The sequence below is a fragment of the Pustulibacterium marinum genome (assembly GCF_900116665.1).
Taxonomy (GTDB): domain Bacteria; phylum Bacteroidota; class Bacteroidia; order Flavobacteriales; family Flavobacteriaceae; genus Pustulibacterium; species Pustulibacterium marinum.
The window spans coordinates 1-15,490 of sequence record NZ_FPBK01000008.1 but is presented as its reverse complement, the minus strand read 5'-3'; the positions used below and the strand labels follow the sequence as shown (position 1 = coordinate 15,490).

At 33.4% G+C, this 15,490-nt stretch carries 11 protein-coding genes and 1 rRNA gene; 10 read left to right on the top strand and 2 right to left on the bottom strand.

The genetic code is table 11. The features are described from left to right. The first annotated feature begins 11 nt into the window (after nt 1–11). The gene (locus BM383_RS11280; protein WP_093025248.1) at nt 12–1,280 is read left to right on the top strand and encodes an efflux RND transporter periplasmic adaptor subunit; all 1,269 of its coding nucleotides are present in this window, start codon (nt 12–14) and stop codon (nt 1,278–1,280) included. A 322-nt stretch (nt 1,281–1,602) separates the two neighbouring features. Then, nucleotides 1,603–2,274, top strand: coding sequence for a tRNA (adenosine(37)-N6)-threonylcarbamoyltransferase complex dimerization subunit type 1 TsaB (gene tsaB / locus BM383_RS11275; protein WP_093025247.1), 672 nt, complete (start codon nt 1,603–1,605; stop codon nt 2,272–2,274). Here the strand turns inward: tsaB and BM383_RS11270 are convergent. Then, a complete protein-coding gene (locus tag BM383_RS11270) occupies nt 2,271–4,295 on the bottom strand; it encodes a thioredoxin domain-containing protein (RefSeq protein ID WP_177229111.1) in 2,025 nt (674 codons plus the stop codon). The two genes, tsaB and BM383_RS11270, sit on opposite strands and share 4 nt — an antisense overlap. A 194-nt stretch (nt 4,296–4,489) precedes the next feature. Between BM383_RS11270 and BM383_RS11265 the strand changes: the two genes are divergently transcribed. Continuing rightward, a complete protein-coding gene (locus BM383_RS11265) occupies nt 4,490–6,736 on the top strand; it encodes an inorganic phosphate transporter (RefSeq protein ID WP_093025245.1) in 2,247 nt (748 codons plus the stop codon). Nucleotides 6,737–6,816: 80 nt separating this feature from the next. On the opposite strand, the gene BM383_RS11260 is transcribed toward BM383_RS11265, so the two are convergent. Beyond that, the gene (locus BM383_RS11260; protein WP_093025244.1) at nt 6,817–7,713 is read right to left on the bottom strand and encodes a NifU family protein; all 897 of its coding nucleotides are present in this window, start codon (nt 7,711–7,713) and stop codon (nt 6,817–6,819) included. Nucleotides 7,714–8,051: 338 nt separating this feature from the next. Here BM383_RS11260 and BM383_RS11255 point away from each other — a divergent pair, with 338 nt between their 5' ends. From BM383_RS11255 to BM383_RS11225, 7 genes are all read left to right on the top strand, one after another. After that, nucleotides 8,052–9,050, top strand: a complete 999-nt coding sequence (locus BM383_RS11255; RefSeq protein ID WP_093025243.1) for a PorP/SprF family type IX secretion system membrane protein — start codon at nt 8,052–8,054, stop codon at nt 9,048–9,050. A 147-nt stretch (nt 9,051–9,197) separates the two neighbouring features. Further along, a complete protein-coding gene (locus BM383_RS11250; protein WP_093025242.1) occupies nt 9,198–9,833 on the top strand; it encodes a porin family protein in 636 nt (211 codons plus the stop codon). 15 nt (nt 9,834–9,848) lie between these two features. Beyond that, a complete protein-coding gene (locus tag BM383_RS11245; RefSeq protein WP_093025241.1) occupies nt 9,849–10,280 on the top strand; it encodes a DUF2059 domain-containing protein in 432 nt (143 codons plus the stop codon). Nucleotides 10,281–10,447: 167 nt separating this feature from the next. Then, nucleotides 10,448–11,827: a methylmalonyl-CoA mutase subunit beta gene (locus BM383_RS11240; protein WP_093025240.1), complete on the top strand. Its 1,380-nt coding sequence runs from the start codon at nt 10,448–10,450 to the stop codon at nt 11,825–11,827. Between the two features lie 9 nt (nt 11,828–11,836). Then, complete coding sequence (scpA, locus tag BM383_RS11235) at nt 11,837–13,960, top strand: methylmalonyl-CoA mutase (RefSeq protein ID WP_093025239.1); 2,124 nt, start codon at nt 11,837–11,839, stop codon at nt 13,958–13,960. A 93-nt stretch (nt 13,961–14,053) separates the two neighbouring features. After that, nucleotides 14,054–14,791, top strand: coding sequence for a tyrosine-protein phosphatase (locus BM383_RS11230; protein ID WP_093025238.1), 738 nt, complete (start codon nt 14,054–14,056; stop codon nt 14,789–14,791). A 582-nt stretch (nt 14,792–15,373) separates the two neighbouring features. Further along, nucleotides 15,374–15,490: ribosomal RNA gene (locus BM383_RS11225) — 16S ribosomal RNA — on the top strand; the annotation flags it as partial.

Genomic DNA, 15,490 nt, shown 5'->3' with positions numbered 1-15,490 from the left:
CTATCTCAATTATGAACAAAAAGACATTTATTATCATTTTAGCCGTTATCTTGATCATTATTTTAGGTTTACTTGGCTTAAACAAAGCAGGAATGCTGGGCCAAAAAGATGAAGGCAAGGAGGTAACACTTCAAAAAATAGAAAAATTAAGTATTGTAGAAACAGTTTCTGCAACAGGTAAAATTCAACCGGAAGTAGAGGTTAAAATTTCTTCTGAAGTTTCCGGTGAAATCATTGCTTTGCCGGTTGTAGAAGGTCAACAAGTAGAAAAAGGTGATTTGCTGGTAAGTATCAATCCAGATATTTATGAGTCAAGTGTAAGCAGGACTCAAGCAGCCTTACAAACAACCAAAGCAAATTTACAGCAAGCAGAAGCAGGTTTGCTAGAGGCTAAACAAAATTATGATAGAAATAAGGTTCTTTTTGAAAAGGGCATTATTTCAAAGTCTGAATGGGACCAAATTGTATCTGCTTATCAAAGTGCAAAAGCAAGTAAAGAATCTGCTTTTTACAATGTGAAAAGTTCTGCAGCTTCAGTTTCAGAAGCTCAGGATAATTTAAAAAGAACTACGATTTATGCTCCGGTATCTGGAACAATTTCGAAGCTAGATGTGGAAATAGGAGAGCGTGTTTTGGGTACACAACAAATGACAGGTACCGAAATTCTTCGTGTAGCCAACCTAAATAACATGGAGGTTGAAGTGGATGTAAACGAAAATGATATTGTAAAAGTAGCAGTTGGTGATAGCGCGATTGTAGAAGTTGATGCCTATTTGAAGAAAGAGTTCAAAGGATTAGTAACCGAAATTGCAAATACAGCAAATGAAACTACAAGTGCAGATCAGGTTACCAATTTCAAAGTGAAAGTTAGAATATTAGAATCTTCGTACAAAGATTTGTTAGAAGGTAAACCAGAAGGGTTTTCGCCATTTCGTCCTGGGATGACTGCAACGGTAGATATTATTACTACAAAGAAAGATGCAATTGTGGCGGTTCCAATTAGCGCGGTAATCATGAAAACTGATACCACAAGCACGAAAAAGCCAGTCGTGGCAAAAACATCTGAGAATACAGCAGACGAGCGTTTTGAATGTGTTTATGTAAAGGAAGGTGATGTAGCAAAATTGAGAGTTGTAAAAACGGGAATTCAGGATGAATCAAATATTGAAATTATCAGTGGATTAAAAGAAGGAGAAGAAGTAATTACAGGGCCTTATACGATGGTTTCAAAAACATTGAATTCTGGAGATAAAGTAAAGACTAAAGAAGAAATCAAATAGCTTTTGAAAAAAATTAAAAAAAAATGAAAAATCCCCATATATGGGGATTTTTTGATATTAATATAGGTTGTTTCTTTGTATTGTTCATTAATAGTTAACCTTTTTAGGGGTAAAAAGAAGGTGATTTTAATTATTGATTTAGTTAAATTTTGTTTAGGGGAAAAATGCTAACATAGTTAAAGAAAAAGAAAGAATTAGCAGAAAAACTATTACCCAAGTTTGTTAGCGCAAGTGCCAGTTTATTGCTAGCTGGTATTAAAAAAGGGAAAAGAGAAGTGTTATTTTGCACTTCTCTTTTTTATTTTTGCATAAATTTTTTCTCATGTCAAAGATCATATGTCTTGAAACTTCAGGAACCAATTGTTCCGTTGCCATTACGGAAAATGGAAAATTGATTGCTTTAAAGGAAGAAAATACGGGTAATTTCTCTCATGCAGAAAAGTTACATGTATTTATAAAGGCTGCGATGGAAGAGGCTAGTGTAACTCAGGAAGATATTGATGCCGTTGCTGTAAGCAAAGGTCCGGGGTCATATACAGGTCTTCGTATTGGAGTTTCAGCAGCTAAAGGATTGTGTTTTGCGTGGGATAAACCCTTGATAGCCGTATCTACGCTGGAGGTTTTAGCAAAGCAAGCTTCATTGTGTAAAGTTGATTACATTATTCCTTTGTTAGATGCGCGTCGTATGGAAGTGTATTCGGCCATTTTAGATAAAAATTTGAATTTCATAAGAGAAATTAAGGCTGAAGTGATTGATGAAAATTCGTTTCAGGAATATATCCAGAAAGGAAAAGTGGTTCTGTTAGGTGATGGAATGCCAAAGACCAAAGAGCTTATATCTAACGTGCATATTCAGTATCTCGAAGATAGATTTCCTTCTGCTCAAGAATTAGGAATGATTGCTTCCGAAAAATTCGAGCAAAAGGATTTCGAAGATGTTGCTTATTTTGAACCTTTTTATTTGAAAGATTTTATAGCAGGCAAAAAGAACTAATTGTTTATTTCGTTTAATGCTTCCGCTACGGTTTCATGTGGTAATTGACAAACGTTGTTTTTACAAACATAAATGAGCGTTTTTCCTTCTTGAAATCTGTTTTTAAAAATGAGAGAATCCGATGGCGAAGTACTTAGGGCGTACACATGATTCGGATAATAGTTTTCTGTAAATTGTAAATAAACATCCTTCGCATTTTTACCAATAATCACAATTTCATAGGTGTCAGAATCTGTTTTTAAGGAGAGATCTAGCCAGTTGCTATACATTTGTGGGTGTGTTCTTGCGTCTGAAAATATGTTGATAGTCATTGTTAATGCATATTTCCTGTAAATTTCTGAAGAAGTCAACGAAGCCAATTTGAATAAATTCTGAGCCATCATGCTATTGGAAGACGGGATAACATCATCCGTTCTTTCTACTCCACGAGAAATAATGGCAGGTTGATTCTTTGAGGTGAAATAAAACATTCCGGTTTCTTCTTCATAAAATTCATCTAAACAAATGTTGACTAAAAATTTGGCTTCATTCAACCATTTGAAATCTCCAGTTACTTCATATAGTTTCAAAAATGCATCGATTATGGCTGCGTAATCTTCTAAATATCCCGGAATTTTTTTAGAATAATTTAGGGTGTGATAGAGTTTGTTTTCGCTACTGGTAAGATGTTTTAGAACCGAATTTGCAGATAAAATGGCTAAATCTAATAATTGATCATACTGAAGGGCTAAGTAAGTTTCTACTAAAGCAGAGATCATAAGTCCATTCCAAGAGGTAATTATTTTGTGATCAAGCGCTGGTTTAGGTCTGTTTGATCTTTCACTTTCTAAAATAGTTAAACAAATTTGAATGCGTTTTTCTAGATCATTCTTTTCTAGGTGAAGAGAAGTAGCCAGTTCTTCCCATGTTTTAGTTCGGAATAAAACGTATTTATCATCTTCCCAATAACCAGCAGCATTGATATTGAAAACTTCTTGAAACAATGGAAATTCATTCCCTAAAAGCTCTATTAATTCATTCTTTGTCCAGCAATAATACGCTCCTTCTTCTTGTGTTTTTTCATTATTTAAACTGTCGGCATCGTAAGAAGCATAAAATAAATGTTGTTCGTTCTTGAAATCTTTCAGAAGGTAATGCACAGTTTTGTCTATAATAGTTTTGAAGTAATCATTTTTGGAATGTCTGTAAGCTTTGCTGTAAAGAGAGAGTAATTGAGCATTGTCATACAGCATTTTCTCAAAATGTGGAACATGCCATTTTTCATCAACACTGTATCTTGAAAAACCTCCTGCCACAACATCAAAAATTCCACCTTGAGCAATTTTAGTAAGTGTATTGAACACATGAGTTTTTATTTCATCGTTCTTTTCTAGAATTGCAAAATTTAAAAGATAATTGAGTTCGCTTGGCATCATGAATTTTGGAGCTCCTTTTGTTCCGCCCATTTCAGAATCCCATTTTTTTGACCATTCTTTGTTTGCCATGCGTATTAATCGAATGTCAATACAACTAGTTTCTACTTTTTCAGTTAAATCAAACAATCTTAGAGCATTGAGGATTTGACCAGTGTATAGCTGAATTTTTTCTTTCTCGTTATAGTATATGTCGGCTAACTTTTGAATGTTAGATTTCCAGGTTTCATTGGGTAAATAAGTGCAGCCGTGAAAAGGAGTTCCATCTGGCATAGCAAAAATATTTAGTGGCCAACCTCCGCTATTAGTCATTAATTTCAAAGCATTCATATAAACTCTATCAACATCTGGATGCTCTTCTCTATCCACTTTTACATTAATGAAATTTTTATTCATATAGTAAGCGGTGTCTGTATCTTCAAACGTTTCTTTTTCCATTACATGACACCAATGACAAGCGGCATAACCAATGCTTATGAGTAATGGTTTTTGCAATTCTTTTGCTAGCTCCAATGTTTCATTTGACCAAGGATGCCAGTCTACAGGATTGTAGGCATGTTGTTTTAAATAAGGACTTTCTTCGTGAATCAATTTATTTGGTGTGGCCATTTTAATAGATGTTTGAACTTTTAAGATAATTAATTTTAAAATAACTTGTATACTTTTTGTAAATAGTACTTTTACGAGGTTTTTAAGAAATACTAAATTGAGTATGGAAATGAAGCATTTGAAACTAATTGGTAACATTAAATTAACATATAGTTTTTGAACTTGCCTCACTTTTGTGCTCTGAATAATTTAATATGGATCAGGTATATATTTTCATGTTAGTGGCATTGTTTGCCCTTGCTATTATAGACTTAGTTGTAGGAGTAAGTAACGATGCCGTAAACTTTTTAAACTCAGCAATCGGATCAAAGGCGGTTTCTATGAAAACCATTATGATAGTTGCTAGTGTGGGTATTGGTGTTGGAGCTGTATTTTCTAGTGGAATGATGGAAGTTGCACGGAAGGGAATTTTCCATCCGGAATCTTTCTATTTTGAAGAAATTATGATTGTCTTTATAGCGGTTATGATTACAGATATTCTGCTTCTAGACGTTTTTAATTCCATAGGACTGCCTACATCTACTACGGTTTCTATCGTTTTTGAGCTTTTAGGTTCTGCAGTGGCAATTGCATTGGTTAAGATTTATTCTGATGATCAAGGTATTGATGAACTTTTTAGATATATCAATACAGAACAAGCTTTTGGGATTATACGGGGTATTTTTATCTCGGTTCTCATAGCATTTACGGTTGGGGCCATTATTCAGTATTTTTCTCGTTTGATTTTTACATTTCATTTTGAAAAGAATTTAAAATATACAGGCGGAATTTTTGGAGGACTTTCAATTACGGCAATCTCTTATTTTATTCTTTTTAAAGGATTGAAAGGTGTTTCTTTTATTCCTTCAACAGCACTTGATTGGGTAAATGATAATACGTTGTTATTATTGGGGATAAGTTTTGTTGTCTGGACAGCAGTTTCTCAGTTATTGCAAAGTGTTTTCAAAGTAAATATTTTAAGACTTGTTATTATTATTGGAACTTTTGCCTTAGCAATGGCTTTTGCGGGTAATGACTTGGTGAACTTTATTGGAGTTCCTTTAGCGGCTTATAATTCATACGGATTATGGGTAGATGGCGGAATGCAAGCAAACTTTACTATGGAAGGATTAGCTGGTAAAGTTCCTGCAAATTCCCAAATGCTATTCTTGGCTGGGCTTGTAATGATTGTAACGCTTTGGTTTTCTAAAAAGGCAAGAGCGGTTGTAGAAACCGGGGTGAACTTGGCAAGACAAAATGATGGTGCTGAAAGATTTGAGCCAAACGGTCTTTCCAGATTAGTAGTAAGAGCAACGGTCAATTTATCACAAGGAATTGGGTATGTGGTTCCAGATTCTTTATCTAAAAAAATAGATCAAAGATTTCAGAAACCAATAGTAAAGAAGAATGATGAGGAAGCTCCTGCTTTTGATATGGTAAGAGCAGCTGTAAATCTTGTGGTTGCAAGTATATTGATTTCTGTGGGTACACTTTTAAAATTACCACTTTCTACAACTTATGTTACTTTCATGGTAGCAATGGGATCGTCTTTAGCAGATAGAGCTTGGGGTAGAGAAAGTGCTGTATATAGAGTTGCCGGAGTTTTCAATGTAATTGGAGGTTGGTTTGTAACAGCTTTGGTTGCCTTTGTAACGGCAGCTATTTTTGCAACAATTATTTACTTTGGAGGTATTATTGCAATTGTTGGGTTGCTTATTTTGGCTAGTTTACTTTTACTTAGAAGTTACTTGGCTCATAAGAAATCTGAAAAAGAGAAAGAGGCCAACAGAAAATTTGATAGAACAGATCTTATTACAATTAATGAAATTATCAACGAAAGTTCAGATAATATTTCAAAAGTAATTAGAAAAGTAAATCATTTGTACACTGGAGTTATTGATAACTTAGGTTTGCAAGATTTAGGTAACTTAAAGAAGAATAAGAAAGACCTCAAAAAGCTAGAAGACGAGGTTGATGGATTAAAGAGTGATGTATTCTATTTCATTAAATCATTAGATGATACTTCTGTAGAAGCTAGTAAATTCTACATTTTGATATTGGATTATTTGCAAGATATGGTTCAGTCTATTGGCTATATTACCAAAAACAGTTTTGGTCACGTAAATAACAATCATAAAAACCTGAAGTTTAATCAGATTAGAGATTTAAAAGGAATTGATAAAGAGCTACAAGTAGTGTTCAATGAAATCTCTAAGAACTTTGCTAATGAAACTTTTGATGATATTACTGATATTATCTATCAACATAAAGAGTTGAGAGAAAAGGTTTCGGTGTTAATTCAAAAGCAGATTGATAGAATTAGAACAACGGAAACGAGTCCTAAAAATACTAAATTGTATTTTAGTTTGTTGTTGGAAACTCAAGATTTGATAGGAGCAACTATTAAATTGTTAGAGTTATTTCAGGAGTTTCATAGAGACTATAACAAGATTATCAAATAAGAAAAAAATAGTATGTAATAAAAAAGGAGTGTTGATTTTATCAACACTCCTTTTTTAATTTATTAGTTTTGAATTATGATTTATCCGTTAATGGCTTCCACCTTAATTTCAGGGTTGTGAAGCATTTCTCTTAACATGTTCTCAATTCCGTTCTTTAGCGTAAAAGTGGAAGAAGGGCAACCGCTACAAGCACCTTGAAGCACTACGGAAACTCTATTATCTTCTTTTTCATATTTTTTGAATAGAATATTACCACCATCACTGGCTACAGCAGGTTTAATATACTCCTCAATAATATTGATGATCTGTTGTGAAGTAGTATCTAAATTTTCAAAATGTTCTTCACTTATTGCTTCATTTTCTTTTTTCTTTGGAGCATTTTCATTAACTATTTCTTTATCGTCTGCAATATAGGTTCTAATGAATTCGCGTAACTCCATTGTTACATCTCCCCAATCAGCCATGTCATATTTGGTAATAGAAACATAGTTTTCATCCAAGAAAACTTCCTTTACAAAAGGAAAGTGGAAAAGAGATTTAGCCAAAGGAGAATGAGATGCTTCATCTATATTCTTAAATTCCCAAATAGTAGTTACCAGCTTTTTGTTGGAAACGAATTTCATAACAGCTGGGTTAGGTGTGCTTTCTGCATACACCGTTGCTGGAACTTGTTTTTTTTCTTCATCTTTGTTTACAACAGGCTTGCCACTATTTAAATAATTTTCAATCTGTTCACCTACTTCTTCAGAAACATCTTTCCATTCTACAATATTGTAGCGTTCAATAGCTATAAAATTTCCAGAGATATAGACTGTTTTTACAAAAGGAAGATAAAACAATTGCTGCGCCAAAGGTGAATCTGCAGCTTCATCAATATTTTTGTATTCAAATGAATTTTTAGATACAAACTCATTGGCTGTGAATTTTATGATAGCAGGATTGTTGGTTTCCTGAATACTTATTTTATATTGGGTCATAATTTGTATATTTTTCACAAAAATACGGAAAACAAAACTGTTTTAATTTTTCATAGAGATATTAATTTATGGATTGATAATTTTTGATTTAATTTAAGAAATTGTTATGAAAATTGATTAGGATTTCAGTAATTTGCTGCTTTGAATATTTTTTAATGAAGTATTTACTAAAAGTTGTTTGATTACTTACATTTTTGATGTTCTGTTAACGAATCATTTAAGTTTTGTAATAAATTGATACAAACAAACGTTTAGAAAATAAAATCTGAAAAAAAAGAGCCGCTAATTAAGATTACAGCTAAGCTGAAAGACTTACTAAAAAACGACAACAAATAACCATGAATTTAAAAAAATACTTTTTTCTTCTATTTACTGTTTTTTCAGGATACATGTATGCTCAAGAAGGTTTACCAGTTTATTTAGATTATTTATCGGATAACTACTATCTAGTACACCCTTCTATGGCTGGTGCTTTTTCTGGTACAGAGGTAAGATTAACGGCCAGACAACAATGGTTTGGAATAGAAGATGCCCCGTCGTTACAAACTTTAAGTGTGAATACACGTTTAGGCGAAAGGTCTGGTTTGGGAGCTGTCATTTTGAATGATAAAAATGGATATCATGCTCAAACAGGTTTAAAGTTAACCTATGCCCACCATATTAGTTTAGATCAAAGATCTAGATTTTTAAATCAGTTATCTTTTGGTATTAGTGGAGTTTTTCTACAGGGAAGCTTGGATGAATCAGAATTCTTTGATTACAATGGTGTTCCAGATCCTAATATCTACGGGTCAGATCAAACCGCTTCTTATATGAATATTGATTTAGGTGTGTCTTACATGGTTGGAGATTTTTATATTCATGGTGCTGTTATGAATTTGACAAAGGTAAGAAGAGGGGTTTATTCAGATGTAGAACCAGGGAATAGAAGAAGAATATTATTTTCTACTGGATATACTTTTGGAAACGGAGAATGGACGTTTGAGCCGTCTACATTATTTCAATATGTACAATACACAAAGGAATCAACTATAGATATCAATGCAAAGGCTTATAGAAGTATAGATGATTTTGGTAATGTTTGGGGAGGTTTGTCATATAGAACTAGCTTAGATGGTGCTGAATACATTTTAGGTCAGTCTGTAAATGAGCAAAAATTACAGTTGCTTTCTCCAATCGTAGGTTTTAATTATAATAACTTCTTATTTGCATATACGTATTCTTATCAATTTGGAGATATTAAATTTCAAAATGGAGGATATCATCAAATTACGTTAGGTTTTGATATAGGTAAAGAAGAGGAGCCTTATCACTGTAATTGTCCATTTGCAAAATAAATTGAATATAATAATATTTTAAGAGGGGTGTTTTAATAAACATCCCTTTTTTGTTTGTAATTATTAGGTTTTATCCAAAAAAGAAGCCTCTGTTTTAATGGGGGATTGCTTTGAACTATCTTTACCATAAATCAACTTCTTACAACTATGAAAAAATTATTTTTATTAGTATTGATTTGTTCAACGGCTGTTCATGCTCAAGATGGTTTTGATGTCGGTATTTTAGGTGGTGGAAATTATGCGTATTATGAATATGTAGGAGACGAAGATGTATTTGCAGAGTATGATGCGGGACTAGGATATTATTTAGGAGTTTTTGTAAGTGTGCCTATAGCGCCAAAAGTTACTTTTGCTCCAGAATTGCTCTATGCTAGACAAACCGTAAAAGCTAATGGAAATACTAGTGATTTAATTGGTGGAATGTTTTCAATGGATGTGGAGGCAGATGGTAAAGAAGATTTGCTTTTACTTCCATTAATGTTTCGTTTAAACTTAATGAAATTTGATTTTGCTGTAGGTCCACAAGTTGGATATTCGCTAGCTAGAAATATTACTGCATCGGCTGAAGGTATATCAATAGAGTTAGATGATGAATCAATGGAAGAATTATTTAATTACAGTGATGATCCGGAAGATAGAATTTCAGTAAATTTAAATTTTGATGTTGGTTTTTATCTTACCAACAGGCTGAAAATTGGAGCAAGATATAGCTACGGTTTGCTTCTAAGAGATGAAGTTAGAACATCGGTATGGCAATTAGGATTGTCATATGGAATTTTATAAATAAACATTTTAATTATGAGAAAATTATTTTTAACTATCATGCTTTTTGTTGGTGTTGTTTCGATTTCCCATGCACAGGAAGATTCCTATGCTAAAACTTTAAAAACACTTTTTGATTTAAATGGAAGTAAAGAGTCGTATGTTGCAGTTCTAGATCAAGTAGCTCAAATGTACAAAGCTCAAAGTCCTTCAAATTCTGAAGCAGTGGATGAGTTTATAAATGAAATGAAAAGTACTTCAATCGATGATTTAGTACAAATGTTAGTTCCTGTTTATAAAAAGCAGTTGACGGAAGATGATTTAAAAGCATTGATAAAATTTTACCAAACACCAATAGGTAAAAAGTATGCAGAAGCAACTCCTGCAATTACTTCAGAATCTATGCAGGTTGGGCAGCAATGGGGTATGCAGCTTGTTCAGAAGCTTCAACAAAAATTACAAAACTAAATTAAGTTTTCATAACAGTGTAGAAAGCATCCTTACTAAGGATGCTTTTTTAATTTACAGGCAATTCAATACAACGTTTTAGTTATTCGCTTGTTTTTCTGGTAATGTGATGTGTATTTGATAGATTTGCTATAGGTTTTTAGTACATTTGATAAAAAGCAATTGCTATGAGCTTCACAAAAAATAATTTATTTGATGAATTTCCTGAAGTTTCAGCTAAACAATGGAAACAGAAAATTCAGTTTGATCTTAAAGGAAAAGATTTTAATGATACTCTAGTTTGGCATTCTTTGGAAGGGATTGATGTGAAACCGTTTTATACGATAGAGGATTTGCAAAACGGTATTCATGTTCCGTTGGTGAAGGAATGGCAAATTCAAGAGTCCGTTATAGTTGAAAATATAGTTGATGCAAAAAAGAAATTACTCTCTTTGGTAGCATTAGAAATAGCAAGAATTAAGCTGGTATTAAAGAGCGATGTTGATTTTGAACTGTTGTTCTCTGGAGTCGATCTCTCGAATGTTAGTTTGGTTATTGATGTCAAGTTTCTAGATGTAGAGTTTTTGCTAGCGCTTCAAGAATATTTAAAGAATAGTAAAATCAACCATAGTATTTGTGTAGATATTATAGGAAATCTAGCTACTACAGGAAATTGGTATTCTTCACTTTCAGATGATCATAAATCATTAGATAGTTTGCTAAATTCCGGTGGGAATATTTCCATTGGAATTGATGTTGGACTATATCAAAATTCAGGAGCCAATATGATTCAGCAAATAGCATACGCGCTAGCTCATTGCAACGAGTATTTAAATCATTTTTCATCACAAAATATTTCAAGAAAACTACATTTAATATTTAATGTAGCTTATGCTGGAAATTACTTTTTTGAAATTGCTAAAACACGTGCTTTACGGTCTTTGATGGATACATTAATAAGTGCTTACAGTGATTTAAAAGTTTCTTTTACTGTGGAGGCAATCCCATCATTGAGAAATAAAACATTGTATGATTATAATGTAAACATGTTGAGAACTACAACGGAATGTATGAGTGCTATTTTAGGAGGTGCAGATGTAATAGAAAATAGGTCTTATGATGTTGTGTTTCATGAAAGAAATGATTTTGGAGATAGAATAGCCAGGAATCAACTTTTCATATTGAAGGAGGAGAGTTACTTTGATAAAGTTAAAAATCCGGCTGAAGGGTCTTATTATATATCATCTTTAACAGGTCAACTTGCTGAAAAAGCTTTGGAATTATTCAAATCAATTGAGAATGGAGGAGGCTTTTTAGTGCAGCTAAAAAACCATACAATACAAAAGAAAATCAAAGAGAGTGCTTTAAAAGAACAGGCGATGTTTGATGAAGGCAAAATTTATGCTGTGGGAACAAATGTATTTCCAAACAAAGAGGATAGGATGAAGAATGAAATACGCCAAGCAATCTTTCCAAAGAAGAATGTACGCAAAACGCTTATAGAGCCTATTCTGGTAAGACGTTTATCAGAGAAATGGGAGAAGCAACGATTATTTTCAGAATCTTAAAAATTTAGGATGAAAAGAAAAAATATTCAGGAGTTAGTAGTAAATAGATCTAAGTCTACTCAAGTAGAAGATAAAGGGAAACAGTATACTACAGCGGAAGGTATAGTGTTGAAGTCTATTTATAGTGAAGATGATCTAAGTGAAAAGAAGCAACTACATTTTTCGGCTGGAATACCACCCTATCTTCGCGGGCCATACAGTACAATGTATGTGACAAGACCTTGGACAATTCGTCAATATGCAGGTTTTTCTACTGCGGAAGAAAGTAATGCTTTTTACAGAAGAAACTTAGAGGCTGGTCAAAAAGGATTGTCTGTTGCATTTGATTTGGCAACTCACCGTGGTTACGATAGTGATCATGAGCGTGTAGTGGGAGATGTAGGTAAGGCGGGTGTTGCGATTGATTCTGTAGAAGATATGAAAGTGTTATTTGATCAAATTCCGTTAGATCAAATGTCGGTTTCTATGACTATGAATGGGGCTGTATTGCCAATTATGGCGTTTTATATTGTAGCAGCTGAAGAACAAGGAGTAAAGCTTGAACAACTATCCGGAACAATCCAAAATGATATTTTAAAGGAGTTTATGGTAAGAAATACTTATATCTATCCTCCTACTCCTTCCATGAGGATTATTTCAGATATTTTTGAATATACAAGTAAGAATATGCCGAAGTTCAATAGTATCAGTATTTCTGGATATCATATGCAGGAAGCGGGTGCAACAGCAGATATTGAATTAGCATATACATTATCAGATGGGCTAGAGTATATAAGAACGGGCTTAAAAGCCGGAATGGATATAGATAGTTTTGCGCCAAGACTTTCATTCTTTTGGGCTATCGGAATGAATCATTTTATGGAGATAGCAAAAATGAGAGCCGGGAGAATATTGTGGGCTAAGTTGGTTAATCAATTTAAACCAAAGAATCCGAAGTCATTAGCTTTAAGAACACATTGTCAAACAAGTGGTTGGAGTTTAACAGAACAAGATCCATTTAACAATGTGACTAGGATTTGTATAGAGGCTTCAGCGGCAGCTTTTGGAGGGACTCAAAGTTTACATACAAATGCTTTGGATGAAGCTATAGCATTGCCCACAGATTTTTCGGCAAGAATAGCTAGAAATACACAATTATATTTGCAAAAAGAAACAAATATTACAAGAACAGTAGATCCTTGGGCGGGTAGTTACTATGTAGAGTCGCTTACGGAGGAGCTTGTGAAAAAGACTTGGGCTTTGATGGAAGAAATAGAGGAATTAGGAGGAATGACTAAGGCTATCGAATCTGGGATTCCGAAGTTGAGGATAGAAGAAGCGGCTGCTAGAAAACAGGCTAAAATTGATAGTGAAAAGGATGTGATTGTAGGGGTTAATAAATATAGACTGTCTAAAGAAGAGCCTCTTCAAATTCTAGAAATAGATAATAAGAAGGTGTTGCATCAGCAGTTGACTAGATTAAAAGAGGTAAAAGAGTCTAGAAATAGTTCGGAAGTAGAGGCTTCATTAAGTAAATTGACAGAAGCAGCAAAAGGTAATAGTGAGAACTTGCTTGCATTGGCAGTTGATGCTGCTAGAAAAAGAGCAACACTTGGTGAAATTAGCAATGCCTTGGAAAATGTTTTTGGAAGGTATAAGGCGAAAATTAATTCGGTTAGTGGTGTTTATAGTAAAGAAATGAAAGAAGATAAAAGCTTTGTGAAGGCAAAAGAGCTAACAGATAAGTTTGCTGAGCAGGAGGGAAGACGTCCTCGTATAATGATAGCTAAAATGGGGCAAGATGGTCATGATCGTGGGGCAAAAGTTGTAGCTACTGGTTATGCGGATGTTGGTTTTGATGTAGATATAGGTCCATTATTTCAAACTCCTGAAGAAGCAGCTAAGCAGGCTGTGGAAAATGATGTTCATATTTTGGGTGTGTCAAGTTTGGCAGCTGGTCATAAAACTTTGGTTCCTCAGGTTGTAAAAACTTTAAGGGAATATGGAAGAGATGATATTTTGGTTATTGTAGGTGGTGTGATTCCTCAGCAAGACTATAAATTTCTAATAGAAGCTGGTGCTGCAGGTGTTTTTGGGCCTGGTACAAAAATTAGTGAGGCTGCTATAGAAATACTCAATATGATAATTGAGTAATGAAAACCTAGCTGTAATCATAAAAGTAGTGTGGATGAGGCGTAGTAATTTGTAGAATGTTTGCTACATTGCATTCCTAAAAATTAAATTACTATGTTTTTTTCATTTGGAAAGAAGCCTATTCTAAAAGAATTAATTCCCTCAGGTTATATAGATATACATTCACACGTTCTTCCTGGTATCGATGATGGCTCTGATAGTGTTGAGACATCAGAAGAACTATTAAACGGGATGAAGGAGTTGGGGTTTTCAAAAATTATCGGAACTCCACATACGTTGCCAAATGTTTGGGAGAATACTTCTGAAACAATATTGAAGGCATATGATTTGCTTAAGAATACAAAGCAAGATCTTGCCGTGAGCGTTCAGTTGAAAGCGTCTTCAGAATATTTTCTAGATTCTAATTTTTTAGAAAAAACATTAGAAGCAAATGATATTATTCCTTTAAAGGATAAATATATATTGGTAGAGCTCTCATATATGAATCCTCCAATTAATTTACGAGAAATTTTGTATGCAATTCAATTAAAGGGGTATAAGCCGGTTATGGCTCATCCTGAAAGATACTTATATTATCATAATGACTTTAGTCAATATGAAATGTTGAAAGAAGCAGGGTGTTTATTACAAATGAATATGTTGTCAGGAATTGGGTATTATGGAAGGTCTGTTGCAGAAGCAGCTGATAAATTACTGAAAAATCAGATGATTGATTTTACGGGTTCTGATATACATCATATGCGTCATGTAAAGTCATTTAAATCTAAATTGATGATTAAATCACACAAACAGCTTCAAAAGGCAATGGAATCTAATGCGCTTTTTCATTAATTATTGACTTAGTATTGCCGATTCAATGACATAATTGAATTAATTCAATGTGTAACTATTTGGATATAAGGATTTAGGTTTTTTCTTTTCAAAAAACCTAAATAAAAGTTTGCTGATTGGTTTAAAAAGGTTTTATATTTGCACCCGCTTTGGAAGAAAGAGGTGTTCATTGAAGAGTTGGTGTTGTGGTTTTTTTTAGGGTTTAGGTCTTAAAAAAAAAGAAACTAAAAAAACTTCAAAAAAGTTTGTTAGTTTAGAGATAACATCTACTTTTGCACCCGCTTTAAGAAACAAGGCGAGTTCTTTAAAATACAGGTGGGATAAGGGTTTGTGTTTTTTTAATTCATTTTAGGATTGAAAAAAATCAAAAAAAAACTTCAAAAAATTTTTGGAGTTTAAGAAATAAACTTCTTATATTTGCCCCCGCTTTCGGAGAGAAGGTAAAGATAAAGAAATCAAGTTCATTGAAAATATTGTTAACAGCACGATTTTAAAGAGATTTAAAATCAAAGATTTAAGCAAATCCATTTTGAGTATAAAGAGTTTATGCGCTTCATATAGTTAAAAATTATTTAAGATTTAACGATGAAGAGTTTGATCCTGGCTCAGGATGAACGCTAGCGGCAGGCCTAACACATGCAAGTCGAGGGGTAGAAATAGCTTGCTATTTTGAGACCGGCGCACGGGTGCGTAACGCGT